This is a genomic window from Streptomyces plumbidurans (assembly GCF_019857225.1).
GTDB lineage: Bacteria > Actinomycetota > Actinomycetes > Streptomycetales > Streptomycetaceae > Streptomyces > Streptomyces plumbidurans.
Window position 1 is genome coordinate 48,705 of the sequence record NZ_JAFJSY010000044.1, and the last position, 26,434, is coordinate 75,138.

Below are 26,434 nucleotides of genomic sequence, written 5' to 3' on the forward strand. Positions count from 1 at the left end.
GAGCTGAGCAGCGCTATACGAGGGGTTCGTCGAGGAGTTGGAGGAGCGAGCGGGCGCTCTGGGGGTCGCCGGCCAGGGCAGTGGTGGACGCGGCGCCAGGGAAGAGGCGTCCCCAGGCGCGGGCGCGGCCGAGGGCGCCGAGTCGCCAGGCGGGGCGCAGGGCGCGGCGCAGGTCCCGGGCGGTGTGGCCGTCGCCGGTCCAGGGTTCGAGATAAGCGTCCCGCAGCCTGGGCAGCACCTCGGGGCCGTAGCGCTCGACGGCGCGTTGGGCGGGCACCAGGAAGCTGCAGAAGGGGTGCGAGACGTTGGCGTCGCCCCAGTCGAAGAAGGTGAACCGCCCCGAAGCCGGCACGAGGACCTGTTTCGCGTGCACGTCCGCGTGGTCGAGCGAGTCCGCGATCCCGAGCGCGACCAGCTCCTCGCACCACCGCACCAGACGGGGCCGCAGCCCGTGCAGCGTCGCGCGCTCGGCGTCCGTCAAGGCGCCGTTCTCCGCCACGAGCCGGTCGAAGACACCGGGCAGCGCGGCCGTACGAGCACCCGGCACCCCCAACGCCTCCATCTCCCCGGCGTACGGCAGCAGGGAGCGCTGCAGGTCGGCGTACTGCCGCAGCAACTCCTCCCAGATGCGGGGGTCGTCGGGCCCGGCCTCGAGCACGTCCGCCAGCCGCGGTCCGCCGTCGGGGAGCAACGCCCAGCCCCGGCCGGCGTCCACGGCGACCGGCTTCAGCACATGCTCCGGAACCCACCCGGCCAGCGCCTCGGTGAGCCCCGCCTCGAACCGGCCGGCCGGCGGACCGGCCTTGAACCACACGGCCCCGCCCTCCCCGACCGCCAGCCGCACCAGCACCGACCAGGGCCGCAGCCGCACCCGCCGCGGTCCGCACGCGCGCAGCCCGTGCGCGGCGAGCTCGCCGGCCACCCACTCCAGGGCGGCCGTACGCCACTCCTGTTGATCCCAGGGCGTTACGACGTCCAGGTGGCGCCCACGATCGACGACCTCGGCCACTTCACCTTCCATCGCTCCATCTCATCACCGCGGGCAGCGGCGCATCATCTGCATTAGCGTCGGTGCGGGGCGATCCTGCGGGGGCGCCCTGCGGGGCGATCGTGCGGAAGGCGGCGAACGATGGGCGACTACGTGGAACTGCCCGGCGTCAGAACGTGGTACGAGACCGACGGCGCCGCGGACGCCGAGCCGCTGCTCCTGCTGCACGGCGGCCTGTGCACGAACGAGACCTGGGCGGGCCAGCGCCCCGGGCTGGCGGCGGCGTACCGCCTGTTCCTTCCGGAGCGGCGCGCCCACGGCCACACCCCCGACGTCGAGGGCCCGCTGTCGTACACCGACATGGCGGGCGACACCGCCGACTTCCTCGACTCCGTCGTGCGGGGCCCCGCCCACCTCGTCGGCTGGAGCGACGGCGCGATCGTCGCCCTGCTGGTGGCGCTCGCCCGTCCCGATCTGGTCCGCAAGGTCGTCGCCATCGGGGCCAACTTCCGCCCCAGCCCCGAGATCCTCGCCGACCCGACGATGATCGAGCACATGACGGACGACGGTCCGGGCATGGCGCCGCTGCGCGACTCGTACGCGGCCGTGACCCCCGACGGCGCCGATCACTGGCCGGTCGTCCTGCGCAAGATGGCGGCGATGTTCGCCGTCGAGCCGGCGCTGACGACGGCGGAGCTGTCCCGTATCACCGCGCCCACCCTGGTCATGGTCGGCGACGACGACATGATGACGCTGGAGCACACGGTCGATCTCTACCGGGCGATCCCCGACGCGCAGCTCGCGGTCGTGCCCGGCGCCTCGCACGCCGTACCCCTGGAGAAACCGGCGCTGGTGAACAACCTGATCCTCGACTTCCTGGCCGGTTCCGAGGAGCGCGTGCGGCAGCTCAGCTCCCGTCGCTGAGGGTGCGGTGGGGAGCGTGGCGGTAGGTCGTGCGGTACAGGGAGGCGAAGCGGCCCGGGTGGTGGAAGCCCCAGCGGGCGGCGATCCCGGTGACTGTGACGTCGGTGGTGGGGTCGGCGCCATCAGGTCACGATGGGCCTGCGCCAGCCGCACCCGGCGCAGATGGGCGAGCGGCGTGGTGTCCAGATGGCGCCGGAACGCGTACTGCAGGGCCCGTGGCGTGACATGGACGGCCGTGGCGATCTCGGCGACGGTGACCGGCTGGTCGGCGTGGTCGTCGATATAGGCGAGGGCGCGGCGCAGGACCCTGGGGTGCCCGTCGCGCGAGTCGGTGTCCGTCCCCTCGACGAGCGCGGTGTTGGGGAACGCGGACAGCACCACCGCCGCCAGGTGCTGTACGGCCGTGGACGCCACCAGGGGCTGCTCGGCGAGGGCCGGGTCGTTGAGCACGTGGTCGCGCAAATAGCCGATGGTGCGCGCCAGTTGGCTGCCGGCTTCGGCGGAGCGCGGCCGGTGCCCGGTGAGCCGGACCGGCCGGTCGTCGTGGCCCGCCACGAAGCCGGCCACCTGGGTCAGCAGGGCGGGATCCAGCATGGTGACGGTGTAGCGCGCGTTGCGTATTCGCCCGCTGAACGGCAGGTCGGGCGGGGCTAACAGCGCCACCTCGCCGGGGCCGAAAGAGTCCTCTACTCCCTTTCCCGTGCAGGTTCTCTACATGTACGGGCTCATCAGGCGTTTTTCGTTTTTTGTACAGTCTTGTACGAAGCTGATCGGAGATGACGAGGGCACAGACCGGGTGTCATTGCTGGAAGTTCTGAAGTCGCCCGCTGCCTGGTCGGCTGGCCCTCCGGCGCCCCCCTGCCCGAGATCATCCGCCGGGCCCTGCCCCACGCGGTGGATCACGCACGCGGTGTGGGGGCCGACGGTGGGCGCGAGGGGCCCCGCTCCGCCCACTTCCCCGCCTCCTCTCGCCTGGACGTTGTTGCACAGTTGTAGAACAACAACGTGGTGAACCTTTGGCCAACGTCGTACGCTCCCCCTGATCAATCCGATCAACCTGATCAATCCGATCAACCTGATCGATCTGCTCAATCTGCTCAGTCCAACAGCCTGGCCAATTAGGCCGGTTGGGGACTCAGAAGACTCAGTGGGGGGACACATCCATGCGCGCATCCATGCGCCTCGGCCTGCTCGGCACCAGCGCCGCGCTCATCGCCACCGCCCTCGGCGCCACCGCCGCCCAGGCGGAGGACGGCGGCTCGGGCGACATCACGATCGACAAGGTCGTCGTCAACGGCGGCAAGCCGGTCGTGGTCGGTACCACCAACGTCGTCTCCGCCAAGGTCTCCGTGACCGCGTCGGACGACTCGGGCATCGCCGAGACCACGTACATCAGCGCCTTCGGCCCGAACCCGAACTACGCACAGATCTGGGCGGACGACGGCGACATCACCTGCGTGAAGGTGAGCGCCACCACGTCGACCTGCTCGGGCACCCTGACGTTCGACCCGCAGGCCTCGACGGGCTTCGTCAACAACGCCGCGGCGGCCACCTGGAACCTCGGCACGCTCGTCTCCGCCAACGACCTGGACTACATCCACCGGGACGCGGCCACCACGTTCAAGGTGCAGCGCTACTCGAAGCTCACGGTCAACGCCTCGCCGGAGCCGGTGAAGAAGGGCAAGACCGTCACGGTCACCGGCAAGCTCTCCCGGGCCAACTGGGAGGACAACGAGTACCACGGCTACACCAACCAGTCGGTGAAGCTCCAGTTCCGCAAGAAGAACAGCTCCACGTACACCACGGTGAAGACGATCAAGTCCAACTCGACGGGCAACCTCAAAACCACCGTCACCGCCTCCACCGACGGCTACTACCGCTACAGCTTCGCAGGCACGGCCACCACCCCGGCGGTCAACGCGGCGGGCGACTTCGTGGACGTGCAGTAGTAGCCGCGCACGGCCGTCGGTTCTCGCAGCGCCGGGCCACGCTCAAGCGTCCCTCGTCGCGGCATCGCCCCCGAGCTGCCACATCTCGTAGTTCCCGCATTCTGCGGTGATCTCGAGCGTCGACCGGGCCGCGGTGACGAAGTCGTCCACCAGCGGTGAGGTGTGCGAGGCCGATACCGCGAGGCAGACCTGGTCGGGTGTCAGATTCGGGATCGGTACGTAGACGACGTCCGGATGGGAGTAGAACACGGTGGCCGAACGGGCCAGGAAGGAGATGCCCCGTCCGGCCCCGACGTGCTCCAGCGTCTCGTCCACGCCGCGCACCGGGTACCCGGCATTGCGGAGCGGGTGCTCGGTGGGCTGTGTGCTCGGGTCGCCGTCCCAGATCAGCGGTTCACCGGATAGGTCGGCCTCGGTGATCTCCTCCTTGCCGGCGAGCCGGTGCCCGGCGGGCAGTACCGCGACCCGCGGCTCGGTGTACAGCGGGGTGACGCGCAGTCCCGCCTCGTCGATGGGCAGTCGTACGTAGCCGACGTCGATGCGGCCGTCGAGCAGCATCGCAGCCTGGTCGTCCGCTTCGATGCGCTGCACATCCACGACCACGTCCGGGTGCCGGTCCTCGAACGCGCGGGCCGCCGGGGTGACGGCAACGCCGGCCCGGAATCCCACCATCAGCCGCCGCTTGCCCCCGGCGGCCGCGGACACGCGGCGGCGTAGCGCCTGCGTCGAGGCGAGCAACGGACCGGCCTCAGCCAGCAGTTGCCGCCCCGCATCCGTCAGCTCCACGCCGTGGCGATCCCTGGCGAACAGCGAAGCGCCCAGATCCTGCTCAAGCGCGCGGATCTGCCGGCTGAGCACCGGCTGCGCGATGTGGAGTTCTTCGGCGGCGCGGCCGAAATGGAGCCGGTCGGCCACTGCGACGAAGTAACGCAGTTTCCGCAGATCCAGGTCCAGATCCATATGACCCTCAGCAATCCCCAGCTCGTGATACCTCCAGGGTATCACCACGGTTTCAACAGGTCTTGGACGTCGATCGAGCCCGGTGGCAGCATAAAAAGGCAGGCATTCAAGGGCGTCCGAGTGAATTCGCCACAGGAGTGCCGCACCGGAATTTTTCGACAGGGCCGAAGCCCGGAGCAGGAATACCCATGAGCAGCATCAGCATTATCGGACTCGGAAACATGGCGCGCGCTTTGGCCGGCCGTGCGCTCACCGCCGGCCACGCCGTCGAACTCATCGGCCGCGACCAGGCCAAGGCCAAGGAATTGGCGGCGGCGCTTCGGGGCGCCACGGTCGGGACGCCCGGGACAACCCCGGCCGGGGACATCGTGATCCTCGCCGCGCCGTACGCCGGCGCGCTGGCGGTGGTGAGGGAGTACGGGACCGCACTGAGCGGCAAGATCGTCGTCGACGTCACCAACCCCGTAGCCCCCGACCTGCAGGGATTCGTCGTCCCCGACAACGGTTCCGGCGCACAGGAAATCGCCGAGGCGGCTCCTGACGACGCGTATGTCGTCAAGGCGTTCAACACCGTCTTCTCTCACGTTCTGGTGGCGGAGTCCGTCGAGGCCCGCCCTGTGGACGTAAATCGTCCGCTCGACGTATTCATCGCCGGCGACGACGCACGGGCGAAGGCGCGCGTGTCGGAGTTCGTCCAGAGTCTGGGGCTCCGCCCCTGGGACACCGGTGAACTGTTCATGGCGCGGGCGCTGGAGAACGTAGGCCTGATGGAGCTTGGCCTCATGAAGCATTCCGTAAAGCACGCCAATTTCTCGCTCGGTATCACCCTTCTCGGCTGAGCATGCAAAGGAAAAGACACATGCACGTATTCGTCGCCGGGGGGACCGGGCACTCCGGTTCGTACATCATCCCCGAGCTCATCTCTGCCGGGCACGAGGTCACCGGCCTGGCCCGGTCGGACGCCTCCGCGGCGGCCCTGTCCGCGCTCGGCGCGAAGGTGCGTCGCGGCGACCTTCAGGATCTCGACGGACTGAAGGAGGCGGCAGCGGACTCCGACGGCGTCATCCACGTCGCCCACCGGCAGGACCTGCTGCCCTCCGGCGGGATGGACGCCGTGGCCGCTGCGGAACTCCCGATCATGCTCGCGTACGGCGAGGCACTCGCCGGAACGGGAAAGCCGCTGGTCACGGCGGGAAGCATCGGCTCGCCCGGGAACCTGCGGCGGCCGGTCACCGAGAACGACCCGGCCCTCCCCTCCGGCGAGGAGCACAAGGGCACCCTGCGCGCCCGCAACGTCGTGGAAAGGACCGTGATCGACCTGGCCGAACAGGGGGTACGGTCCTCGGTCGTGCGGATCGCCAACATCGCGCACAGCACGACCGATCGGGCCGGCTTCCTCCCCACGCTGATCGCGCTCGCGAAGGAGAAGGGGTTCGTCGGTTACCCCGGCGACGGCGCCAACCTGTGGAACGCCGTGCACATCCGCGACGCCGCCGCCCTGTTCCGCCTGGCGCTGGAGAAGGCGCCGGCCGGCACGTACTGGCACGCCGTCGAGGACAGGGGCATCCCGTTCCGCGCCATCGCCGAGGCCATCGCCGACCGCCTGGGCCTGCCCGCCGTCAGCGTTCCTGACGATGCCCTGATGACGCCGGGGTACTTCGGGTTCCTCACGAACATCGTCACCCAGAGCTATCCGGCGTCCAACCTCATCACCCGCCGAACCCTCGGCTGGGAACCGGTCCGCCCCGGCCTGCTCGCCGACCTGAACAACGGCCATTACTTCCCCGCAGGCTGACGCCAAAAGACCGGATCCGGAAGGACGTTGAGGCCATGACGACCGTGGGATTCATCGGAAGCGGCAACATCGGCAGGACCGTCGCGCAACTCGCAGTCCGGGCCGGGCATCAGGTGGTGCTCAGCAACTCACGCGGCCCCGTGACGCTCATGGACACGGCCGCGGAACTGGGGCCGCGAGCCTCCGCGGCGACGAGCGAAGAGGCCGCTGCGGCCGGCGACATCGTCGTGGTCACGGTGCCGGTCAGCGCCTTCCCCCACGTACCGGCCGCGCCACTGGCCGGGAAGACGGTCATCGACACCTGCAATTACGGCCCCGAACGCGACGGACACATCCCCGAACTCGACAGCAACTCCCTCACCTCGAGCGAACTGCTCCTGCGCCACGTGCCAAACGCCCTGCTCGTAAAGGCGTTCAACAACATCTTCTTCAAGCACCTGCTGTCACTCGCCCGCCCGTCCGGAGCAACCGACCGCTCCTACCTGCCGATCGCCGCCGACTCCGCACCGGCGAAGGCGACGGTCACCGCATTCATCAACTCCATCGGCTACGACGTGGTGGACGCGGGAACACTGGCCGACAGCTGGCGACAGTCGACGGGCGCACCGGTGTGGGGCACACCGTACGGGCCTTACACGAACGAGAAGGGCCGCCCGGCCGGCGAAAACACCATCCGCACGGCACTGGCCGCCGCAACGCGGTGACCAATTCACATGACCAGGGCTGCGGTTCGCGCTAGCGTGCGTCGGTGATCAGTGGCGAGGGAGCACGTCTGGGTGCGGAGGCCGCACGTCGTCTGGCGGAAACAGGCCTCTACGAGTTCGAACCGGGGCTGACGGAGCCTGAGTTCGAGCGCATCGAACGCGACTACGGCTTCGAGTTCGCCGACGATCACAGGGCGTTCCTTGCCGCCGGCCTTCCGGTCAACGTCCCGCCCGAGGACGGGCAGACTTGGTCCAGGTCCTGGCCTGAGTGGCGGGGCGGCGACCTGGACAGCCTGCGCCGTCAACTCGCCTGGCCGGTCGCGGGTGTTCTGCTCGATGTCGAGCACAACGGGTTCTGGTACGACGGCTGGGGTGAGCGTCCAGTCGACGGGACGGAGGCGCTGGACGCGGCGCGGAAGCATCTGCTGAAGGTGCCGGTGCTGGTGCCCGTGTACGCCCATCGGTATCTGCCCTCCGGCCGGGGAAGCAGTGGCCATCCGGTGCTCTCGATGTGGCAGACCGACATCATCCATTACGGCCTGGACCTGGTCGACTACATGCACCAGGAGTTCGACCGGGCCCGAGGCGAGGTCGACGAGAGCTGGAACCCGCGAGCTACCGTTCCCTTCTGGCGGGACCTTCTCTGACTGCACTCCCTGGAGTGGACCGTGTCAGGGGTGGCGGAACTGGAGCGTGAGCAACCGGACGCCTGCCGGACGTTGGGACGACACGTCGTGTGCCGCTGCGGGCGGGCCACCAGGGCCGAAACCTGCCCACCGTCGTGTTCGATCTGTTTGCCGGATTCGCCGGGGGTTACGCAGACAGCAAGCCCGTAGCCCGTCGCAGGAGGATCCTCATGCGAGACCCCCACCACGGAGGCGTCCCAGGACGCGCCACCTCGATACCTCATGCCCGTTCCGGGCCGACCGGGGCCACCAGGGCGACCCGCAGCCGTAGGCCCCGTACCGGCACGGAACCCACGACCGCTCGCAGCGCCCTGGGGCTGCGGTTGGCGTTGTCCGCCGTGTTCCTGCCGCTCTTCGCCGCAGCGACAGTCGGCTTCGCGATCTGGGCCGCGCATCAGGGGCCCGGGGAGAGTCCGGGGAGTGGCCTGCTGACCGTGCTGGCCGTGGTGTGCGGGGTTCTCGCTCTGGTCGCGGCCGCCGACATCGCGGTGGTGGCAGCGCGGAGGCGGCGTCGCGAGCGGGGCGAACCCGCCGTACGTTCGTAGGGCAGGACCGTAGGGCATCCCGCCGCGGCTGGTTTACCGGTGTCGCCCGGGGTTACCTCGCAGCAGACCGCCCGCCGTCTGCACGGCGCGACGCGTAGAGAGGGAGCGCACTTGTGCCCGCAGCCATCGCAGCCCTCGGTTCCTGGCCCGCTGTCCTTCTCGCCGGGCCGGCCGGCCCGGGAGATCTGCCGGCCGCCCGCGCTCAGATGGGGTTCTCCCTGGCGTGGCACATCATCGTCGCCTGCCTCGGCGTAGGGCTGCCGGCCCTCACTCTTCTCGCCGAATGGCTGGGGATTCGGCGAGAAGATCCGGCACTGAAGCTGCTGGCGCGCCGCTGGGCGCGGGCCATGGGGGTGCTGTTCGCGGTGGGGGCGGTGTCCGGCACGATCCTCAGCTTCGAGATGGGGCTGCTGTGGCCCGGGCTGATGGGCCGGTTCGGGCAGGTCATCGGATTGCCGTTCGCGTTGGAGGGCATCGCCTTCTTCATCGAGGCGATCTTCCTCGGCATCTACCTGTACGCCTGGGACCGCTTGCCGCCCCGCCGGCACCTGCTCACCGGCATTCCGATCGTGGTCGCCGGTACGGCGTCGGCGTTCTTCGTCGTGTGCGCCAACGCCTGGATGAATCAGCCCCGCGGCTACACCCTGCGCGACGGCAAGGTCGTACACGTCGATCCCTGGGCGGCCATGCTCAACCCGGCGAGTCCGCCGCAGACCGTGCACATGATCCTGGCGGCGTTCATGGTGGCCTCGTTCCTGACCGCCTCCGTGTACGCGGTCGCCCTGCTCCGCGGCCGCCGCGACGCCTATCACCGGGCCGGATTCGCCATCCCGTTCACGCTCGGCGCGGTGGTGGCTCCGTTCCAGATCGTGGTGGGGGACTGGGCCGCCCGCTTCCTGTCGGACTACCAGCCGGTCAAGCTCGCCGCCATCGAGGGCGTCTACCACACCGGCTCGCACATTCCCCTGACCGTCGGCGGTGTCGCGGGCGACAACGGCCTGCAGTACGGCCTGGAGGTGCCCGACGGGCTGTCCCTGCTGGTCGGCTACCGGACGGACACGGTGGTCAAGGGACTCGACCAGGTTCCGCGAAACCAGTGGCCGGCCGTCACCGGGGTGCACTGGGCCTTCGACCTCATGGTCGCCTGCGGCTTCTTCATGCTCGGCCTCGGCGTCTGGCTGCTCCTCGCCTGGTGGCGCACCCGGCGCAGCGGCGGCGGCCTGCTGGACCGGCGCGACAGCGGCGGCGGCCTGCTCGACCGGCGCGGCTCCCGGCTGCTGCTCGCCCTGGTGGCGCTCGCCGGTCCGGCGTCCGTGGTGGCTCTGGAGAGCGGTTGGAGCGTGACCGAGCTGGGCCGGCAGCCGTGGATCGTGTACGGGGTGATGAGCGTGCGGGACGCGGTGAACCCGGCACCCGGACTCATGACCGGCCTGTGGCTGGTGCTCGCGGTGTACGCCGCGATGACGGTGGCGACCGTGTACGTACTGCGCCGCCTCGCGAGAGGCACCGCCGTGCCGGTCGCACCCCAGGAGGCGGACGTACGCGACTATCCCGTGGTCTGACCCCCGGCCCCTGCCGGTTTCCGATGATGTCCTAGGAGGCCCAGTGCTCGTCGACACCGCCCTGGCCGTCATGTGGGCCGGACTGACCTGCTACGCGTTGTTCGCGGGCGCCGACTTCGGTGCCGGGGTGTGGGACCTGTTCGCCGGGGGCGCGAGCCGGGGCGCGCGGCAGCGCCGGGTCATCGAGCACAGCATCGGGCCGATCTGGGAGGCGAACCACGTCTGGCTCATCTTCGTGATCGTCCTGCTGTGGGCCTGCTTCTCACCGGTCTTCGCCGCCGTGATGTCCACGCTCTACGTGCCCCTGACCCTCGCCGCACTGGGCATCATCGCCCGCGGAGCGGCCTTCGCCTTCCGCAAGGTCAGCACCGAGCTGTGGCAGCAGCGGCTGTTCGGCGCGTTCTTCGCCCTCTCCTCGCTGCTCACGCCGTTCTTCCTGGGAGCCGTCGCCGGCGGCGTCGCCTCGGGACGGGTACCGGCCGGCCTCGCCGAGGGCGACGTGATCACCAGCTGGCTCAACCCGACCTCCGCACTGGGCGGCGCCCTCGCCGTACTCACCTGCGCGCACCTGGCCGCCGTCTACCTGTGCGCGGACGTGGCCCGCGACGGCGACGCGGAACTGGCCCGGGCCTTCGCCCGGCGGGCGATCGCCACCGGGCTGGCGAGCGGCGCGGTCGCACTGGCGGGAACCGCGGTGCTGCACGCGGACGCCCCCGCACTGTTCCACGGCCTCACACACCGGGCGCTGCCGCTGGTGGTGCTCAGCGCGGTCAGCGGGGTGGCGGGCCTCGCCCTGCTGGCGACCCGGCACTACCTCGCCGCGCGCGTGGCCGCCGCGCTGGCGGTCGCCGCGATCCTGTGGTCCTGGGGCGCCGCCCAGTACCCGGCCATGCTCGTCGGCAGCCTCACCGCATCCCAGTCGGCCTCCCAGCCCCCCGTACTCTCCGCCTGCCTCATCTCCCTGGCCTGCGGAGCCGCCCTCCTCATCCCCTCACTCTGGCTCCTCTACGCCACCTTCCAACGCGCGAACACATCGGAGCCGGAGCATCCGCCTGCGTAAGGACCGACAGAGCTGCCCGTTCATGCGCCGCCGACCACTGAGCAGCGCGTGGGTCAGATCTCGCTGAGGTCGATCTCCACCGGGAAGGGTGCCGCTACCTTGAGAGCGCCGGTGAACACGTCTCCGTCTCGGTAGGTCTTCGTCGCGGGATCGAGAACGTAGGTGTACACGAGAGGCACGCCTGTCGCGGCCTGCTCGATCCGCCAGTAGAAGCCGATGCCTGCCTTGGCGTACTGGTCGACCTTTACGATCCGGTCGGTGGTTTCCGAGCCCGGCGACACCACCTCCGCGACCAACAGCACGTGCTCGGGGCGGGTGGGAGTGATGTCGATCGTGTCTGCGCGGTATACGACGACGTTCGGGCGGCGATTGGTGAGCGGGAGATCCTGCAGCCGTACATCGAAGTCCGTGTCGGCGTTCCACTCCGGGCCCGCGGCGGCATCCAGGGCATTCGCCAGAATCCGCGCCAGCCGGTTGTGCCGCTTGGACGCGCTCGGACTTACGACGACCATCCCGTCCACGATCTCGATACCGGCGCACTGCTCCTCGGACCAGGACTCGTACTCCTCCGCCGTGATCTGCTCATGCATCCACGCCGGGGCCACCATCTCGGCCGTCATGAAGCACCTCCCGGACACTGCGCGGCGGGCCCGATCCCGCTGGACTCAGCGTACTGTCTGCCGTTCGTGCGGCATGTCCGGGAAGGCCGGGTTGCTCGCACAGCTGCCGCCTGCCACGTCCGGGCCCTCCAGCGCACCGCGGTGGAACCCACCGCATCGATACGCCTTCCCCACCGTGGCGGAGAGCGCACAGAAAGGATCCCGCTTTCATGCACCCCGCCGTGGAACGCCTCTTCGAACTCATCCCCCCAGCTACGCCACTCCGTGCCCGCGACTGGGCGGCAGTGGAGCGGCAACTGGGTACGCCTTTGCCCGACGACTACAAGGAACTCGTCGAGACCTACGGAGGCGGCGTCTTCGACGAGACCATCTGGCTTCTGGACCCCGAATGCCCCGATGAGGACTACAACCTTCGGGACCAGGCCGCGGAGCGCACCGCAATCCTCGCTGACCTGTGGCAGACCGAAGCCAGGCCGGCAGAACTCCATGACCCCGACACGCAAGTCCTGCCATGGGCCTACGTCGAGGAAAGCGGCATGTACCTCTACTGGCTACGGAAGCCGGGGCAGAAGCCGAACGACTGGACGGTCATCCTCAACGAAGGCCGAGGCCCGGAATGGACACACCACGCCAGCCCGTGCGCCGCCCCCTTCCTGCTCGCCGTCCTGACAGGCCGGGCCGAGAGCGAGTACTTCCCCGACCTGCCCTTGGACAGCCACAGCTTCGACTCCAACGACGACATCCCCCTGGTCAGTGCCACGAGGTTGCGTAACTGCACGTCTCCGCCCTCCCAGCGGTCATGGGATTGTGGGTCGGCCTGACGGCGAGGTGCTTGCAGCAAGGAGGGACGGTCACGGCCGAGCCCCCCGCCCACGGATTGTGTGCGAGTGACGTAACAAGTCTGCTGGGGCAGCCCGTTCGAGATGGATGGCCCCGGCACCTTTTGGATAGCGTGCGTGCATGGTCACGCACGGGGGGCAGGACGAGATCCGCAACATCGACCTCGACGGGAGCGGAGCGGCGCCGCTGAGTCCGGAGGACCCGCAGCGGATCGGACCGTACCCGCTGGTCGGGCTGCTCGGCGAAGGCGGAATGGGCCGGGTCTACCTCGGGATCGCGGAGGACCGCTACGCCGCGGTCAAGCGGGTCCTGCCGGTGGTCGCCCAAGACCCCGACTTCCGGCGGCACTTCAACCACGAACTCGACAACCTGGCCCGGCTTCCCGCAGGCGTGAGCGTCCCGCTGCTGGAGACCGGCCGCACCGAGAACCCACCCTGGTTCGCCACCGAATACATCCCCGGACTCACCCTGACCGAGGCGGTACGCCTGCACGAAGGGCCGCTGCCCGAAGCGGCGTTGTGGTATCTGCTGCGTGAACTGGCAGGCCGGCTCAAGGCGTTGCACGCCCTGGACATGCTGCACCGGGACGTCAAACCCTCCAACGTGATGATCACGCTCGACGGGCTCGCCCTCATCGACTTCGGCATTGCGCGGGCCGCCGACCAGAGCCGGCTCACCAAGACCGGCATGGTGCTCGGCACGCCCGAGTACATGGCGCCCGAACAGGCCGAGGGCAAGAAGGGGTTGACGGGCGCAGCCGACGTGTTCGCGCTCGGCAGCCTGCTCTTCTTCGCGGCCACCGGCGCCTCGCCCTTCGGCCAGGGCTCCGGCCTCGACGTGCTCTACCGCATCGTGCACAGCGAGCCCGATGCCACCGCGCTCAGCGAGCTCGACCCGGCCCTGGCCGCCATCATCACCGACTGCCTGGACAAGTCCCCTTCCACCCGGCCCACCGCGGCGGATCTGCTCGAACGCTCCGCGGACGGCCCGGAGCCCGGCGGCACGGTCTGGCCGGCGACCGTCGCGGAACGACTCCAGCGACGCGCCGAGTTCGCTGCCGATGTGCCGGCGCTCGACGAGTTCAGTGCCGCCACACGGGCCTTGCGGTCTTCGCCGCCTGCCGAGGCGGGGGAGGGTGTGGCAGGTGTGGCAGGCGCGGCAGGCGCGGTTGTGGCAGAGCGGGCAGGCGGGGTCGCGGACCCGCCACCGGCCCCCGAGGGCCACGAGGCCGCCGAAGCCGCGGCGGCCGGGGACGAGTCGGCAAAGAGCCCGCGCCGATCGGGGGAGCGTACGCGTCGCGCTCTCAGGCTTCCGATCATCGTGCCGATCGTCCTGGCGGCGGGCGGGGTCACCGGCGTCATCCTCCTGCCGTACGTGTCCTCGCACGCCGACGGGAAGTCGTCCGACGCGCCCTCGACCGTGGTGACCGCCTCGTCGTCCACCGGCGGGTCGGCGCCGTCGGCGAGGTCGAGCCGCTCGGCGTCCGCGTCGCCCAAGGGACACTCCGCGGGGAAGGGCGCGAAGTCAGGCTCGGACTCGGGCTCGAAAACGTCGGGTTCAGGGGCGGCGGGCGAGAGCGGCGATTCGTCCTCCGGCGGGTCCAGCGGCTCGGGCGCGAAGGGCAGGGGCACGTCCGGGAGCGGGGGGTCGTCCTCGTCCTCCGGTGGTTCGTCCTCCGGAGCATCCAGCGGGTCCGGCGGGTCCGGCGGCGGGGGCGGAGGCACGATCAAGGTCGGTTCCGCAGGTACGTACCGCATCAAGGACGCTTCGGGCGGCCGCTGTCTCGAACAGGACACCAGCAGCGGCAGCCCCAGCACGTACGCCGTGAGCAGCTCCTGTTCCTCGACGAACGGCTCCTACTCCCAGTGGACCTTCTCACCCGCGTCGAACGGCACGTTCAAGGTGATCAACAAGGGCAGCGGCAAATGCCTCACCGCCTTCAACTCGAGCGGCTGGATCAACATGGACGCGTGCGGCTCGAACTCCGCCCAGCACTGGCGGATCGGCAGCACCACATCCTCGGGCAGCACCCTGGAGAACACCACCTACTCGCAGTGCATGGAGGTGGCACCGGCCAGCTCCGCAAAGGTGACCACCTGCAACGCCGCCCCCGCGCAGCTGTGGAGCTACGCCGGCAAGAGCTGACCACGCCTGCGCAGCGGACTAGGCGGGCTCCCCGGTCGTCTCTGCCCTGAGCTTCACCGCCCGCTCACGAGGGTCGTACCCAACACCAACACCCTCGACCAGCACGACGTCCCCGTCGATGTGATCGGTCCGCAGCCGCAGGATCTCCTGATAAGCGGGGGACGCGTACCAGGCGCGGGCCTCGGCCAGGCCGGGGAACTCAATCAGCACCATGCTGCCCGGCCAGTTCCCCTCCACCACGTCAGTCGGCGGGCCGTGGATCAGGAAGCGGCCGTGAAATGGATCCAGGGTGTCTTGGATGCGTTCCAAGTACTCAAGGACATCAGGGTGATGGCGGCGATCACGCAGATGGGCAAATCCGTATGCAGGCACGTCCTGTTCCCTCCGTTCGCTCCTATACGACGAGACGACTTGAACGTAGCCGCGCGCCCTGCACGCCGCGATTACCTGCGAGGTAATCGCCGACGCAGACGTCAAAGGCCCCGGACCATGATCGGTCTGGGGCCCTATCCCTGGTGCCCCCGGCAGGATTCGAACCTGCGACACCCGCTTTAGGAGAGCGGTGCTCTATCCCCTGAGCTACGAAGGCGGGCCTTGCGTGGGGCGTTGGTGAATACTCTGCGTGAGTGTCCACCTGCGCTGCGGCAAGGTCGGGACCGCCGCTGAGGGCGGTCCATGACAGCGTAGCGGATCAGGGTGGGGTGCGTTGCAGCCGCCGTCGGCCTTGCCTCGGCCGTGCCCTGCCCTGCCCTGCCCTGCCTTGGCTTGGTCGAACGCTCCCCGTGGGTCGTCTCTCAGTGATACCTTCGCGAAGGAATTTTTCTACCGAGCCCGGTGTCGGTATGCACTGCCCGGGCCCTAGGGGGAGGTCATCGGGATGACTGTGGTGGCAGGTACGGAGCGTACGGAGACTGGCGCAAAGATAGAGACAGAGATAGGCACGGGCTCGGCGGCAGGTGGGCGGCATCGGCCTGCCTATCTGGTGTTCTGCGACGTCGACGAGACGTTGATCGGCTGCAAGAGCATGTTCGAGTTTCTGCGGTTTCAGTTGGCGCGGCGGTACGGGCGGGAGGGGGAGGAGCGGTACCGGCGGATCGCCGGGGAGCTGCGGCGGCAGTCCGCCGAGGGGGCGCCCCGGGAGGACGTCAATCGGGCCTACTACCGCTCGTACGCCGGGGAGAGCGCGGCCGAGATGGCGGCGCTCGGGCGGGAGTGGTTCTCGTTCGCCGCCGTCGAGCCGGGGTTCTTCATCGCGTCCACCGTCGCCGAACTGGAGCGGCACCGGGCCGCCGGCGCCGAGGTCGTGCTCGTCTCCGGGTCCTTCGCGCCGTGCCTCGATCCGGTCGCCGAACGCGTCGGCGCCCGGCACGTCCTGTGCACCTCGCCCCACGTGGTCGACGGCCGCTACACCGGCGACGTGTCCGAACCCGTGATCGGCGAGGGGAAGCGGGCGGCCGTGCTGCGCATGCTCGCCGAGCACCCGGGGGTCAACCCGCGCGACTGCTACGCCTACGGCGACCACCCCTCCGACTTCCCCATGCTCGACTGCGTCGGGCACCCCCGGGGCGTCGGCGACGCTCCCGCCGTACGGGCCTATCTCGCCCGGCGGGCGGAGCCGGTCGCGGCCGCCGTCTCCGGGTGCGCTCTCGCCTGCTGGTCCATGGGCCGGGGCGAGCACTCCGAGAACTGCGAGAACTGCGAGGACTGCTCGGGGGAGTAGCCCTGCCGCTGGGGTGATGGGCGATCGGTGAAGTCCGAAAAACAAGTGTTCAGTTCGGGGACGGTCGGGCCCAGGCCCCCGTCCCCGAACTCGCCTGCGCTCAGTCGATGCCCCGGCAGATGTGCGGCTCCAGCCCGGCGTCGTCGGCGTCTCCCGCCAGCCGCAGCACGGGCCTCCTCGGCTCCGGCACGGTACTCAACAGGACACGTAGGGGGACGCGGGGACGGTGGGGAAGGCGGGAAAAGTACGGCGTCGGCGCCGTGAGGGTCGGTTTCGGCATCGGGTGGTGTGTGGCCATGGTCCTTGCTCCTTCTGGATCGTGAGGGCTTCGTACGGGTCTCCCGTGTCTCCGCTGCTTGGCGTCTGCGCTTACGTGTGCGGTCGTACGGTCGCGCTACCTCGGCCCCGCCAGCGCGGGCCCCGCCAGCGCGGGCTCCGGCCGCGGGGCCGTGGGGGCGGTCGTCCGGCCGGGAATCCTCGGCGGGCGCGCGTGGCGGGTCGGGGCCCAGCGGAGCAGGGCCGAACCCACCGACATGCCGCCGCCGAAGGCGGACAGGACGGTCAGGTCGCCCTCCGTGAACAGGCCCCGGCGGTGCGCCAGATCGAGGGTGATCGGGACGGAGGCGGCGCCCGTGTTTCCGTGCAGCGCCAGGGCCAGGTGCATACGGGCCGAGTCCAGGCCGAGCGTGGGCCAGACCTCGGCCAGCATCACGCCGTTGGCCTGGTGCGGCACGAAGTGGCGGACCGCGCGGGCCGGTACGTCCGCCTTGGCCAGCAGCGCGCGGACCGCGCCGGGCAGGTTCTCGTGCACGAAGCCGCGCACCCCGCGCCCGTCCATCGTGAACCAGTGCGCACCCTCCGCCAGCGTCTGCGCCGACGCCGGCCGCCTGCTGCCGCCCGCCGGCACGCTGATCAGCCGGTGCTGGTCGCCGCGCGTGGTCAGGCTGGTGGTGATGCCGCCGGTGGCCGCCGGCACCGGGCCGAGCACCACCGCTCCCGCTCCGTCCCCGAACAGGATGGCCGTCTTGCGGTCCGCCGGGTCCAGGATGCGGGAGTAGACGTCCGCCCCGATCACCAGGGCGTACGGCCCCTGCCCGGCGCTCGCCGGTTCGGCGCGCAGCATGCGTTCGGCCGCCGTCAGCGCGAACATGAAGCCGCTGCACACGGAGTTGACGTCGAAGGCCGCGGCCCGGTGGGCTCCGATCAGGTCGGTGACGATCGCCGCCGTGGCCGGCTGGGGGTGGTCGGGAGTGGACGTGGCGACCACGACGTACGTGATCTGTTCGGCCTCCAGGCCCGCCTGTGCGAGTGCCTGCCGGGCCGCCTGCGCCGCCAGGTCCGAGGTCGCCTCGTGGGCCGCGGCCCGGTGCCGTCGTCGTATGCCCGTCTTGCGTTCGATCCACTCCGCGGTCACCCCCGCCGCCGCGCCGACCTCGTCGTTGTCGATGACGGTGGCGGGCAGGTGGGAGCCGGTCGCGATGATGCCGATCGGGTTGGCGTTCATGTTCGGTCTCTCCTGAAGTGTGTCGAGGAAGTGTGTTGAGTTGGCGTGACGTCGAACTGCGTTTGAGTGCGCGTCAGTTGGACGGTGTGGTGGTGAACTCGCCGAAGCTCGGGCCCTGCAGCTTCAGTTGGGCGTGGATGTCGCCGCCGAGGCCGAAGTGGCCGATGGCGCCGCCGTAGTTCTGCTGGTAGCTCATCCACAGCACTACGACGTTGATCACCCGGTTCGCGCCGGGGGTGCCCGGCGCCGGGAAGGGGTTGGGCAGCGTCGCCCGGTAGTGGGCCATGCCGTTGCTGTCGCTGATGAAGGCGTTCGGCACGCCGAGGGGGCCGGGGCGGGTCGGGCCCGACGGGTCGAGGTCGTGCTCGCGCAGCGACATGACGGTGTAGAGGCTGTCCGGGATCAGGCCGGTGAAGGCGAACGAGAAGTCGGCGCCGCGCCGGTGCGCCGGCACATGGACCTCCAACTGGCCGCGTGCCTTGGCCCATTGGCCCAGCGTGATCGGCTCACGCACCTTCGGTCCGTCCTCCTCGCGCAGGTCCGGGATCGGCGCGCCGTGCAGCGGGTAGCTGGGGCGCCGCACGTCGTGGGCGTCGGGGCGTTGCTCGGGGGCGAAGAGCATCGGGTAGTTGTTGCAGGGCAGGGGGAGGGGCAGGGTGTAGAGCTGGACCTGGGCGTCCGGGCCGGTGGGGTCGGTGAGGTCGAGCTCGCGCACGATGTCGTACGGCAGGTTGCGGCCGAGCGGCGGCAGGGGGCTGTCGGGGGAGACCACCGCGCCGCCCCACTCGGAGACGGTGGTGCCGTCGGGGCCGGGGCGGTTGACGCGGCCGATGACGACGAAGTCGCCGTTCGCGTCCACGATCTCGCTCGGCGGATACAGCGGGCCCTGCGTGGTGACGCTCAGGTCGTAGGTCCGGGTCATGGGGGCGGCCGCGACGGGTGCTGCGGCCACGGGTGAGACGGTCATGGCGGGTGCTCCTTCGCCAATTCGAAGCCAGTGCCAACCAGTGCGAACAGGTTGGGGCGGGTAGGGGGTGGCCGGTGGGCGGTGGCCCCGCCGACCGCGACGTATGCGAACAGCCGGCCGCGGGACGCCTTGCTGGAGGGTCGCGCGGCCGGCCGTCGGGGGAGGGGCGGAGTGGGTCAGGCGGCGGTGACGCGCTCGTAGATGCGGGTGTACAGGCCGTTGTCGCCCCCGGTGATGTAGGTGTCGCCGGCCTCGCGGACGATCTGCTGGTAGCGCGGGGAGGTGAAGGCCTCCATGTAGGTCGCCGGGTCGGCCTCGAAGCCGGACACGAACATCACGCCGGGTTCCGTGCTGGCCAGCGAGTGGAAGGCCTGGAAGCTCTTGACCGCGTCCGAGGTGCGTACGACGTCGAAGATGGTCTCCTCGCGCCAGGCCCGGTACTGCCGGTAGACGCGCGGCACGACCTCGACGTGCCGCATCTGCACGTACCGCGTGTCCGGCAGGGCGCCGGCGGCCGGCTTGGGCGCCTCGACGAACTGCAGGAACTGGCGCCGGAAGTCGCCCTCGCCCAGCGGGCCGACGGCCTCCCACAGCTTCCACCAGTCGGCGCGCAGTTCCTCCATGCGCTCGAAACCGTCCAGTGGGGCGAGTTCGAGGACCGAGTTGCTCTCCAGGCCGCGGTAGAGGATGCGGCCCGCGAAGCCGGACGCGTCGTTGTGGCGCTGCCAGGCCTCGGCGACGGCGTCGACCTGCTCGGGCTTGGCGAACAGCTCGGTGGCGGTGATCAGGGCGGCGGAAGCGGACATGACGGTTCTCCTTCGATACGGGTGTGGATGTGGGGTGTCGCTGCGTCAAGTGGCGGGCGGAGCAGTGCATATGCCGAGTGCTGCCGCGCAAGTGATGGGGCTGCGTGCGGAGTTGAGTGCCCGGCGGCTCAGGCGCCGACCAGCACCGGGTGCCCGGTGGCCGCGGCCCCCGCCGCCGTGGCCGCCTGCTGCGCGATGCGTGCCGTGTGCTCGACGGCGTGCTGCGCCCTGCGGTGCTCCTTGGCCTCGATGACCGGTGCGTCGAAGGCCGTGTACGTCACGGTCGTGATCGAGGCGCGGCGGCCTGCCTGGTGCAGGGAGATCTCCGCGGCGAAGGAGAGCCGGCCCGGGTCGTCGAGTTCGGCACGGAGGGTGTGGTAGACGATCGTGGCGTCGAGCGGGAAGAGGAAGTTCTCGAAGTCCGTGTTCAGGGACTCGATGACGTAGTAGTACGACCGGTCGAGATGGCGCGAGGCGTGGTAGCGCTCGCTGACCGCGAGGAACATCTGCCGAGCCGCCTCGACGGCGACCATGCCCTGGACGTGCTCGCCGGTCTGGTGGTCGATGAGCAGCTCGTTGTCGTTGTGGACGCGCAGGGTCGCGGAGAACAGGTCCTCGCCGTCCCGCCTGAGGTCGGCTATGAGGGTGTTGCAGCTTCGGTGTTTGTGGGCCTCGCCGCGGCCGGCCAGCGCCGGCTCGCGGAAGTCGAAGTCCAGCCGCTCGGCGAGGCCCAGCAGCAGGGCCTGCTCGCGGACGAGCTCCCAGTCGTGGCGGGTGACGCCCTGACCGGCGCGGACCCGGATCGGGTGGGTGTCCCAGGAGTACACCCCGAGGCGCATCTCCTCGGTGAACTGAGTGACCGTCAGTACGTCCGCGTGCGTGGCGAATCCGGCGAAACGGTCACCGACGAGCAGCAGAGTCCGGGGGTTGGCTGTGGCTGACATGCGTTTCTCCTTGGTGGGGCGGCCATGCCGCAGGGGCGGCCGCAGACGGGAGGAGTCTCGAAACAGGTACAGCTGACGTACGGGCCTGCCGCCTCTTCCGCGCCGGTTTGTCCGGGGTGGCGGGGCCGATGGGAAGAACGTAGAACACCTCGGGCGTGGACGCAACCATCTAGTTGGTTTTTTAGAACTATCCAGTTGGTTTTCCGATGGACTAGGCTCGTCCCATGGCTGAGACACCCAAGGGACAGCAGACCCGCGCCAAGCTTCTGGAGGCCGCCGAGGCGGAGTTCTCCGAGCACGGTCTCGCGGGTGCGCGCGTGGACCGCATCGCGGAGCGCTCCGGCGTCAACAAGCAGCGGATCTATGCCTACTTCGGCAACAAGGAAGCCCTGTTCGCCGCCGTCATGGCCAAGGTCTACGCGCATATGTCCGAAGCCGTCCCCATCCCCACCACGGAGGAGGGTCTGCGCTCCTACGTCGGCGAGGTCTTCGACTACCACCGCCAGTCCGACCTGGTGCGGCTGCTGGCCTGGGAGGGGCTGCACTACCGCGACCGGCCGATCCCGGACGAGAAGGAACGTGAGGCGTACTACGTCCACAAGACGGCCGCGCTCAGCCTCGCCCTCGGCATCGACGACCCCACCTCGGCGGCCCGGGCGCTCATCGCCCTGATCGGCGTGGCGTCCTGGCCGTTCATCGTGCCGCAGCAGCGCCGGCTGATGCTGGGGCCGGACGGGGACACCGAGTCGGGCTGGGCGCTGCTGCGGGCCAGTGTCGTCGCGCACGGGCACTCGATCATCGACAACGTTCTGCAGGGGTCGGTCTAGGGGGTATCTCTGCGGCAAGGGGCCGCAGAGGCAAGGGAGTTCGGGAGCGTCCGGGCTCCCTTTTTGCGTTCCCTTCTTCGATCCTTTTGTGCCTCTTCTTGCTGGTCAGCATGATGCAACCATCTAGTTGGTTCTTAAAAACCAACTAGATGGTTGCGTCGACCTCCGAACCCGGCTACCTTCTTCATCACCAGGCCGAACCCGCTCACCCGGGGTCGCCGACTGGACCTGACGTGTCGTCAACCAGGGGCGCTGCCCCGGGAATTGAGGAAGCCGTGGACAGCACCGCCCTTGCCCTCGCCCCCGTCATCGTCGTCAGCGGCGCCACCGGCGGAATGGGTTCGGCCGTGGTGGAGGAGCTGGCCCGGTCCGATGCCACCGTCGTGCTGCTCGGCCGGGACGCGGGCCGCCTGGAGCGGACCCGGACCGAGATCGACGCCCGCACCGGCGGCGCCGGCCGGCTCGTGCCGTACGAGACCGACATCAACTCCGCCGCCTCCGTGGACGGTACGGTCGCCGCCCTGGTCGCCGAGCTGGGCCGGGTCGACGGGCTGGTGCACACCGCGGGCGACGGTCCGCTGGCTCCGCTGGAGGAGGCCACCGACGCGATGTGGCAGGCCACCTTCAACGGCAAGCTCATGGGCGCCGTCCGGCTCACCCGGGCGCTCGCGGGCCCGCTGGCAGAGGGCGACGGCGGCTCGGTCGTGCTGGTCAGCGGGGTCTTCCGCAAGGACCCCGACCCGCTCTTCCCGGTGAACAGCGCGGTCAACGCCGCCCTCGCGGCCTTCGCGAAGGCGGTCTCGAAGGACCTGGGCCGCAAGGGAGTCCGGGTCAACGTGCTCGACCCCGGCGCCGTGCGCACCCCGCTGTGGGACGAGATCGCCAAGGCGATCGGCGACCGCACCGGCGCCACCGCCGAGGAGGTCAGCGCCCAGGTCGCCGCCGGGACCCCGCTCGGCACGCTCGCGGAGCCGGTCGACGTCGCCCGGCTGACCGCCTTCCTCCTCTCGCCGGCCGCCCGTCACATCGCGGGCGCCGCGCTCACCCTGGACGGCGGGGCGTCGGCCGGCCTGTAGCCGCCCGCCGCACGTTCTGCCACACGTTCCGCCCCGCATCCCGCATCCCGCATCCCGCTCACGTTGCGGTCAGCCGTGCCCAACTCCCGTACGCCCGAAGGAGCTTCGCCATGCCCATCCTCTCCATGACCACCTGGCCCAACCAGACCGACGAGAAGTGCCAGGAGCTGGTCGAGGAGCTCACCGCGACGGTGCACCGCGTCATCGGCGCACCCCTCGACAAGATCACCGTCTACATCCAGGAGATTCCGCAGAACCGCTGGGGCGAGGGCGGAGTGCTCGGCACGAACCCCGAGTTCGCCGAACTCAGCCGCCGCCGCGCCGCGCCGGCCGACGCCTGACCGCGCTCCACCCCTTCACCCCTCAGTCCACCCCCCCATCAACTCCTGCTCGTCTCCCCCCCCACCAACCCGGCCTTTCCCAAGGAGAGTTCCCATGGCCATCCTGACCCGGTCCGCGCGGACCGACCGGACCGACCGGACCCCGGTCGTACCGGCCGGTGAACCGAACACCCCGCGGCGGTCCTCGACCACCACCGTGCTCGCGGCGGCGCTGCTCGCCTTCTTCGTCATCTCCCTCGACGGCTCGGTCGTCAACGTGGCCCTGCCGGCCATCTCCCACAGCCTGCGCGGCTCCATGGCCGACCTGCAGTGGATCGTCGACGGCTACACCCTGATGTTCGCGGCGTTCATGCTGTCTGCCGGTACCTTCTCGGACCGGATCGGCGCCACCCGCGCCTACGCCTGGGGCCTGGCCGCCTTCACCGTGGCCTCCCTGGCCTGCGGCGTCGCGCCCAACCTGGCCACGCTGATCGGCGCCCGGATGGTGCAGGGCGGTGCCGCCGCGCTGATGGTGCCGGCCTCGCTCGCGCTGATCCGGCAGACCTACTCCGACCCGGGCAAGCGGGCGCGAGCCATCGCGATCTGGACGGCCGCCGGTTCCGTGGCGGTCGCCGTAGGGCCGGTCGTCGGCGGGATGCTTACCAGCGGGCTGAGCTGGCGCGCGGTGTTCTACCTGAACCTCCCGGTGGGCGCCCTCGGCCTCGCCCTGCTGACCCGTATCCAGGCCTCGCCGCGCCGCGAGGCCCCGGTCGACCTGGTCGGCCAGCTCTCCGTCGTGGCCTCCCTGGCCGGTCTGACGTACGCCGTGATCGAGGGCGGGCGCGCGGGCTGGGGCAGCCCGGACGTGCTGGGGACGCTGGCCCTGGCCGCCGTGGCGACCGCCGCGTTCGTGTGGACGCAGACGCGGCGGGAGCGGCCGATGGTGCCGCTGAGCATCTTCAAGTCCCGCACGGTGCTGGTCTGCCTGGCGGCCGGTTTCACCATCAACGCGGTGTTCTACGGCGCCATCTTCCTGCTCGGCATGTACTTCCAGCAGGTGCGCGGCGCCTCGCCGGTCAGCACCGGCGTGATGTTCATCCCGATGTGCGCGCTGATCTCCATCGTCAACATGGCGGGCGTCAAGCTGGCGGCGCGCAAGGGCGCGTGGGTGCCGATGACGATCGGGCAGCTGGTCATGACCGCGGGTTCGCTGCTGATGCTGACGGTCACCGACCACACGTCGTACCTGGTCCCCGTGCTGCTGCTGGTCCCGATCGGCCTGGGCGGCGGGCTCGCGGTGCCGTCGCTGACGGCGGCGATCCTGGAGAACATCGACGGCGAGCGGGCGGGCACGGCGGCCGCGGTGCTCAACACCTTCCGGCAGGTGGGCAGTTGCATCGCGGTGGCGGCGTTCGGCGCGCTGATCGCGGACACCTCGCACTTCCAGCAGGGGTTCGACACCAGCTTCGTGATCAGCGTGGTGATGCTGCTGACCACCGCCGTGGCCACGGCGCTGCTGCTGCGGGTGGGCAAGCGGGCCGGGAGCAAGGCGTAGGTTTCCGGCGGCTGGTGCCCCGCGTCCCCCCAAGGGGCGCGGGGCTTCCGCATGTCCGGAGGAGGGGTCGTGCAAAGCCCCATTAAAAAACCTTCACGAAGGAATTTAAATGCGTCATGATGGTCCGCATGACCGTCATGGAAGAACGAGCCCTAACGAAGCCCCCGCCCGACACCCCCCGCTCCCGCCTCGCCGAACTGGAGCTCATACGCGAGCTCGCGCACGAGGGCCCCGGCCCCGGCGCGAGCGACCAGCAGCACGCGCGCGGCAAGCTGACCGCCCGCGAGCGCGTCGAACTCCTGCTGGACAAGGGGTCGTTCACGGAGATCGAGGCCCTTCGCCGGCACCATGCCACCGGGTTCGGACTGGAGGCGCGGCGACCCTACACGGACGGTGTGGTCACCGGCTGGGGCACCGTCCACGGCCGTACCGTCTTCGTCTACGCCCACGACTTCCGCATCTTCGGCGGCGCCCTCGGCGAGGCGCACGCGGCCAAGATCCACAAGGTGATGGACCTGGCGCTCGCGGCCGGGGCCCCGCTGGTCAGCCTCAACGACGGCGCCGGGGCCCGGATCCAGGAGGGTGTCTCGGCGCTCGCCGGCTACGGCGGCATCTTCACCCGGAACGTCGCCGCGTCCGGGGTGCTGCCCCAGATCAGCGTGATGCTCGGGCCGTGCGCCGGCGGTGCCGCCTACTCGCCGGCCCTGACCGACTTCGTCTTCATGGTGCGCGGCATCTCGCAGATGTTCATCACCGGCCCCGACGTGGTCAAGGCCGTGACCGGCGAGCAGGTCACGCACGAGGGGCTCGGCGGCGCCGACGTGCACGCCGCGGTCTCCGGCGTGGCCGCCGCGGCCTACGACGACGAGGCGAGCTGCCTGGAGGACGTACGGCATCTGTTGTCGCTGCTGCCGTCCAACAACCGCGAACTGCCGCCGTACGAGGCGCCGTTGGACGATCCGGAGCGGCGCTGCGAGTCGCTGCTCGACCTGGTGCCGGCCGAGCCGAACCAGGCGTACGACATGCGCCGGGTGATCGAGGAGGTCGTCGACGACGGCGACTTCTTCGAGGTGCAGCCCGCGTGGGCGGCCAACCTGGTGTGCGCGCTGGCCAGGCTCGACGGGCATGTCGTCGGCGTCGTCGCCAACCAGCCGTCCGCGACCGCCGGGGTTCTGGACATCGCCGCCTCCGAGAAGGGCGCGCGGTTCGTGCAGTTCTGCGACGCGTTCAACATCCCGCTGGTGACGCTGGTCGACGTGCCCGGGTTCCTGCCCGGGGTCGGCCAGGAGCACGCCGGCATCATCCGGCACGGGGCCAAGCTGCTGTACGCGTACTGCAACGCGACGGTGCCGCGGATCTCGCTGGTGCTGCGCAAGGCGTACGGCGGCGCGTACATCGTGATGGACTCGCGGTCCATCGGCGCCGACCTGGCGCTGGCGTGGCCCACCAACGAGATCGCCGTGATGGGTGCCGAGGGCGCCGCGAACGTCGTCTTCCGCCGGGAGATCGCCGCCGCCGACGACCCCGAGGCGGTGCGGGCGCGGCGCATCGCGGAGTACAAGTCCGAGCTGATGCACCCCTATTACGCCGTCGAGCGCGGTCTCGTCGACGACGTGATCGACCCGCGCGACACCCGGGCGGTGCTGATCCGCTCGTTCGCCGCGCTCCGCGCCAAACACGCCGACCTGCCCTCCCGCAAGCACGGGAACCAGCCGGTATGAGCGAACACGCCCAGCGCACCGAGGAGTTCGTCGTGCGCGTGCTGCGCGGCGAGCCGACCGCGGAGGAACTCGCCGCGGCCACCGCCGTATTGCTGGAACTGGCCCGGCGGACGCCTGCCGCGGAGGAGCCCGCGCCCGTCCGGCCCGTACCCACCTGGCACCGCCCCGCCCTGACCACGCACCGCGCCGCCACGTCCTGGCGCCACTGACCCGGAG

At 70.2% G+C, this 26,434-nt stretch carries 27 protein-coding genes and 1 tRNA gene; 18 read left to right on the top strand and 10 right to left on the bottom strand.

What is annotated here, in order from left to right:
• Positions 1–13 precede the first annotated feature (13 nt).
• Both JYK17_RS26155 and JYK17_RS41420 read right to left on the bottom strand, forming a co-directional pair.
• Positions 14–1,021, bottom strand: coding sequence for a phosphotransferase (locus JYK17_RS26155; protein WP_222811302.1), 1,008 nt, complete (start codon positions 1,019–1,021; stop codon positions 14–16).
• Between the two features lie 12 nt (positions 1,022–1,033).
• The gene (locus JYK17_RS41420) at positions 1,034–2,155 is read right to left on the bottom strand and encodes a helix-turn-helix domain-containing protein (RefSeq protein ID WP_504739983.1); all 1,122 of its coding nucleotides are present in this window, start codon (positions 2,153–2,155) and stop codon (positions 1,034–1,036) included.
• Here JYK17_RS41420 and JYK17_RS41425 point away from each other — a divergent pair.
• Complete coding sequence (locus JYK17_RS41425) at positions 2,045–2,566, top strand: hypothetical protein (RefSeq protein WP_504739982.1); 522 nt, start codon at positions 2,045–2,047, stop codon at positions 2,564–2,566. The genes JYK17_RS41420 and JYK17_RS41425 overlap by 111 nt on opposite strands.
• Before the next feature lie 509 nt (positions 2,567–3,075).
• Positions 3,076–3,861, top strand: coding sequence for a single stranded DNA-binding domain-containing protein (locus JYK17_RS26170; RefSeq protein WP_108008514.1), 786 nt, complete (start codon positions 3,076–3,078; stop codon positions 3,859–3,861).
• A gap of 42 nt (positions 3,862–3,903) precedes the next feature.
• Here JYK17_RS26170 and JYK17_RS26175 read toward each other — a convergent pair whose 3' ends face one another.
• Positions 3,904–4,815 carry a LysR family transcriptional regulator gene (locus tag JYK17_RS26175; RefSeq protein ID WP_222811318.1) on the bottom strand — a complete coding sequence of 304 codons (912 nt, stop codon included), beginning with the start codon at positions 4,813–4,815 and terminating at the stop codon, positions 3,904–3,906.
• A gap of 194 nt (positions 4,816–5,009) precedes the next feature.
• On the opposite strand from JYK17_RS26175, the gene JYK17_RS26180 reads away from it, so the two are divergent.
• The 7 genes from JYK17_RS26180 to JYK17_RS26210 all read left to right on the top strand — a co-directional run bounded on the left by JYK17_RS26180 (position 5,010) and on the right by JYK17_RS26210 (position 11,173).
• Entirely contained in the window at positions 5,010–5,660 is a 651-nt protein-coding gene (locus JYK17_RS26180) for an NADPH-dependent F420 reductase (RefSeq protein WP_222811304.1), read from the top strand.
• Positions 5,661–5,680: 20 nt separating this feature from the next.
• Positions 5,681–6,616: an SDR family oxidoreductase gene (locus JYK17_RS26185; RefSeq protein ID WP_128802197.1), complete on the top strand. Its 936-nt coding sequence runs from the start codon at positions 5,681–5,683 to the stop codon at positions 6,614–6,616.
• Between the two features lie 35 nt (positions 6,617–6,651).
• Positions 6,652–7,320 carry an NADPH-dependent F420 reductase gene (locus JYK17_RS26190; RefSeq protein ID WP_234548075.1) on the top strand — a complete coding sequence of 223 codons (669 nt, stop codon included), beginning with the start codon at positions 6,652–6,654 and terminating at the stop codon, positions 7,318–7,320.
• Between the two features lie 44 nt (positions 7,321–7,364).
• Positions 7,365–7,967: a hypothetical protein gene (locus JYK17_RS26195; RefSeq protein WP_128802196.1), complete on the top strand. Its 603-nt coding sequence runs from the start codon at positions 7,365–7,367 to the stop codon at positions 7,965–7,967.
• Positions 7,968–8,176: 209 nt separating this feature from the next.
• Positions 8,177–8,551 (top strand): DUF6343 family protein, encoded by a 375-nt coding sequence (locus JYK17_RS26200; protein WP_108008506.1) that lies wholly within the window; start codon positions 8,177–8,179, stop codon positions 8,549–8,551.
• Between the two features lie 113 nt (positions 8,552–8,664).
• On the top strand, positions 8,665–10,113 hold the full coding sequence (locus JYK17_RS26205; RefSeq protein ID WP_108008504.1) for a cytochrome ubiquinol oxidase subunit I: 1,449 nt from the start codon (positions 8,665–8,667) through the stop codon (positions 10,111–10,113).
• Positions 10,114–10,156: 43 nt separating this feature from the next.
• Positions 10,157–11,173, top strand: coding sequence for a cytochrome d ubiquinol oxidase subunit II (locus JYK17_RS26210; RefSeq protein ID WP_222811305.1), 1,017 nt, complete (start codon positions 10,157–10,159; stop codon positions 11,171–11,173).
• A gap of 53 nt (positions 11,174–11,226) precedes the next feature.
• On the opposite strand, the gene JYK17_RS26215 is transcribed toward JYK17_RS26210, so the two are convergent.
• A complete protein-coding gene (locus JYK17_RS26215; RefSeq protein ID WP_108008500.1) occupies positions 11,227–11,793 on the bottom strand; it encodes a Uma2 family endonuclease in 567 nt (188 codons plus the stop codon).
• A gap of 209 nt (positions 11,794–12,002) precedes the next feature.
• Here JYK17_RS26215 and JYK17_RS26220 point away from each other — a divergent pair, with 209 nt between their 5' ends.
• On the top strand, positions 12,003–12,614 hold the full coding sequence (locus JYK17_RS26220; protein ID WP_222811306.1) for an SMI1/KNR4 family protein: 612 nt from the start codon (positions 12,003–12,005) through the stop codon (positions 12,612–12,614).
• A gap of 139 nt (positions 12,615–12,753) precedes the next feature.
• Positions 12,754–14,778 carry a protein kinase domain-containing protein gene (locus JYK17_RS26225; RefSeq protein WP_222811307.1) on the top strand — a complete coding sequence of 675 codons (2,025 nt, stop codon included), beginning with the start codon at positions 12,754–12,756 and terminating at the stop codon, positions 14,776–14,778.
• An 18-nt stretch (positions 14,779–14,796) separates the two neighbouring features.
• On the opposite strand, the gene JYK17_RS26230 is transcribed toward JYK17_RS26225, so the two are convergent.
• Positions 14,797–15,150, bottom strand: coding sequence for a DUF1330 domain-containing protein (locus JYK17_RS26230; RefSeq protein WP_222811308.1), 354 nt, complete (start codon positions 15,148–15,150; stop codon positions 14,797–14,799).
• Positions 15,151–15,291: 141 nt separating this feature from the next.
• Positions 15,292–15,367 (bottom strand) — tRNA-Arg (locus tag JYK17_RS26235).
• 393 nt (positions 15,368–15,760) lie between these two features.
• Here JYK17_RS26235 and JYK17_RS26240 point away from each other — a divergent pair.
• On the top strand, positions 15,761–16,498 hold the full coding sequence (locus tag JYK17_RS26240; protein WP_267974129.1) for an HAD family hydrolase: 738 nt from the start codon (positions 15,761–15,763) through the stop codon (positions 16,496–16,498).
• Positions 16,499–16,892: 394 nt separating this feature from the next.
• On the opposite strand, the gene JYK17_RS26245 is transcribed toward JYK17_RS26240, so the two are convergent.
• From JYK17_RS26245 to JYK17_RS26260, 4 genes are all read right to left on the bottom strand, one after another.
• Complete coding sequence (locus JYK17_RS26245) at positions 16,893–18,002, bottom strand: 3-oxoacyl-ACP synthase III family protein (RefSeq protein WP_222811309.1); 1,110 nt, start codon at positions 18,000–18,002, stop codon at positions 16,893–16,895.
• Positions 18,003–18,075: 73 nt separating this feature from the next.
• Positions 18,076–18,969, bottom strand: a complete 894-nt coding sequence (locus JYK17_RS26250) for a hypothetical protein (protein ID WP_128802191.1) — start codon at positions 18,967–18,969, stop codon at positions 18,076–18,078.
• Positions 18,970–19,145: 176 nt separating this feature from the next.
• Positions 19,146–19,775: a hypothetical protein gene (locus tag JYK17_RS26255; protein WP_222811310.1), complete on the bottom strand. Its 630-nt coding sequence runs from the start codon at positions 19,773–19,775 to the stop codon at positions 19,146–19,148.
• A gap of 128 nt (positions 19,776–19,903) precedes the next feature.
• On the bottom strand, positions 19,904–20,719 hold the full coding sequence (locus JYK17_RS26260; protein ID WP_108008482.1) for an AfsA-related hotdog domain-containing protein: 816 nt from the start codon (positions 20,717–20,719) through the stop codon (positions 19,904–19,906).
• Between the two features lie 224 nt (positions 20,720–20,943).
• Between JYK17_RS26260 and JYK17_RS26265 the strand changes: the two genes are divergently transcribed.
• From JYK17_RS26265 to JYK17_RS26290, 6 genes are all read left to right on the top strand, one after another.
• On the top strand, positions 20,944–21,546 hold the full coding sequence (locus JYK17_RS26265; RefSeq protein WP_016436514.1) for a TetR/AcrR family transcriptional regulator: 603 nt from the start codon (positions 20,944–20,946) through the stop codon (positions 21,544–21,546).
• 275 nt (positions 21,547–21,821) lie between these two features.
• Positions 21,822–22,622: an SDR family NAD(P)-dependent oxidoreductase gene (locus tag JYK17_RS26270; protein WP_164932183.1), complete on the top strand. Its 801-nt coding sequence runs from the start codon at positions 21,822–21,824 to the stop codon at positions 22,620–22,622.
• 110 nt (positions 22,623–22,732) lie between these two features.
• Positions 22,733–22,963, top strand: coding sequence for a tautomerase family protein (locus tag JYK17_RS26275; RefSeq protein WP_108008478.1), 231 nt, complete (start codon positions 22,733–22,735; stop codon positions 22,961–22,963).
• 94 nt (positions 22,964–23,057) lie between these two features.
• Positions 23,058–24,497 carry an MFS transporter gene (locus JYK17_RS26280; RefSeq protein ID WP_222811311.1) on the top strand — a complete coding sequence of 480 codons (1,440 nt, stop codon included), beginning with the start codon at positions 23,058–23,060 and terminating at the stop codon, positions 24,495–24,497.
• Between the two features lie 128 nt (positions 24,498–24,625).
• On the top strand, positions 24,626–26,218 hold the full coding sequence (locus JYK17_RS26285) for an acyl-CoA carboxylase subunit beta (protein WP_261996164.1): 1,593 nt from the start codon (positions 24,626–24,628) through the stop codon (positions 26,216–26,218).
• Positions 26,215–26,427 (top strand): acyl-CoA carboxylase epsilon subunit, encoded by a 213-nt coding sequence (locus JYK17_RS26290; RefSeq protein WP_222811312.1) that lies wholly within the window; start codon positions 26,215–26,217, stop codon positions 26,425–26,427. Before JYK17_RS26285 ends, JYK17_RS26290 begins: the two co-directional genes overlap by 4 nt.
• Positions 26,428–26,434: the final 7 nt, after the last annotated feature.

Coding starts and splice junctions, on each gene's coding strand:
- JYK17_RS26155 (WP_222811302.1), bottom strand. CDS start 1,021: ATGGAAGGTGAAGTGGCCGAGGTCGTCGATCGTGGGCGCCACCTGGAC.
- JYK17_RS41425 (WP_504739982.1), top strand. CDS start 2,045: ATGGGCCTGCGCCAGCCGCACCCGGCGCAGATGGGCGAGCGGCGTGGT.
- JYK17_RS26170 (WP_108008514.1), top strand. CDS start 3,076: ATGCGCGCATCCATGCGCCTCGGCCTGCTCGGCACCAGCGCCGCGCTC.
- JYK17_RS26180 (WP_222811304.1), top strand. CDS start 5,010: ATGAGCAGCATCAGCATTATCGGACTCGGAAACATGGCGCGCGCTTTG.
- JYK17_RS26185 (WP_128802197.1), top strand. CDS start 5,681: ATGCACGTATTCGTCGCCGGGGGGACCGGGCACTCCGGTTCGTACATC.
- JYK17_RS26190 (WP_234548075.1), top strand. CDS start 6,652: ATGACGACCGTGGGATTCATCGGAAGCGGCAACATCGGCAGGACCGTC.
- JYK17_RS26200 (WP_108008506.1), top strand. CDS start 8,177: ATGCGAGACCCCCACCACGGAGGCGTCCCAGGACGCGCCACCTCGATA.
- JYK17_RS26215 (WP_108008500.1), bottom strand. CDS start 11,793: ATGACGGCCGAGATGGTGGCCCCGGCGTGGATGCATGAGCAGATCACG.
- JYK17_RS26220 (WP_222811306.1), top strand. CDS start 12,003: ATGCACCCCGCCGTGGAACGCCTCTTCGAACTCATCCCCCCAGCTACG.
- JYK17_RS26225 (WP_222811307.1), top strand. CDS start 12,754: ATGGTCACGCACGGGGGGCAGGACGAGATCCGCAACATCGACCTCGAC.
- JYK17_RS26245 (WP_222811309.1), bottom strand. CDS start 18,002: ATGAACGCCAACCCGATCGGCATCATCGCGACCGGCTCCCACCTGCCC.
- JYK17_RS26250 (WP_128802191.1), bottom strand. CDS start 18,969: ATGACCGTCTCACCCGTGGCCGCAGCACCCGTCGCGGCCGCCCCCATG.
- JYK17_RS26255 (WP_222811310.1), bottom strand. CDS start 19,775: ATGTCCGCTTCCGCCGCCCTGATCACCGCCACCGAGCTGTTCGCCAAG.
- JYK17_RS26260 (WP_108008482.1), bottom strand. CDS start 20,719: ATGTCAGCCACAGCCAACCCCCGGACTCTGCTGCTCGTCGGTGACCGT.
- JYK17_RS26265 (WP_016436514.1), top strand. CDS start 20,944: ATGGCTGAGACACCCAAGGGACAGCAGACCCGCGCCAAGCTTCTGGAG.
- JYK17_RS26275 (WP_108008478.1), top strand. CDS start 22,733: ATGCCCATCCTCTCCATGACCACCTGGCCCAACCAGACCGACGAGAAG.
- JYK17_RS26280 (WP_222811311.1), top strand. CDS start 23,058: ATGGCCATCCTGACCCGGTCCGCGCGGACCGACCGGACCGACCGGACC.
- JYK17_RS26285 (WP_261996164.1), top strand. CDS start 24,626: ATGACCGTCATGGAAGAACGAGCCCTAACGAAGCCCCCGCCCGACACC.
- JYK17_RS26290 (WP_222811312.1), top strand. CDS start 26,215: ATGAGCGAACACGCCCAGCGCACCGAGGAGTTCGTCGTGCGCGTGCTG.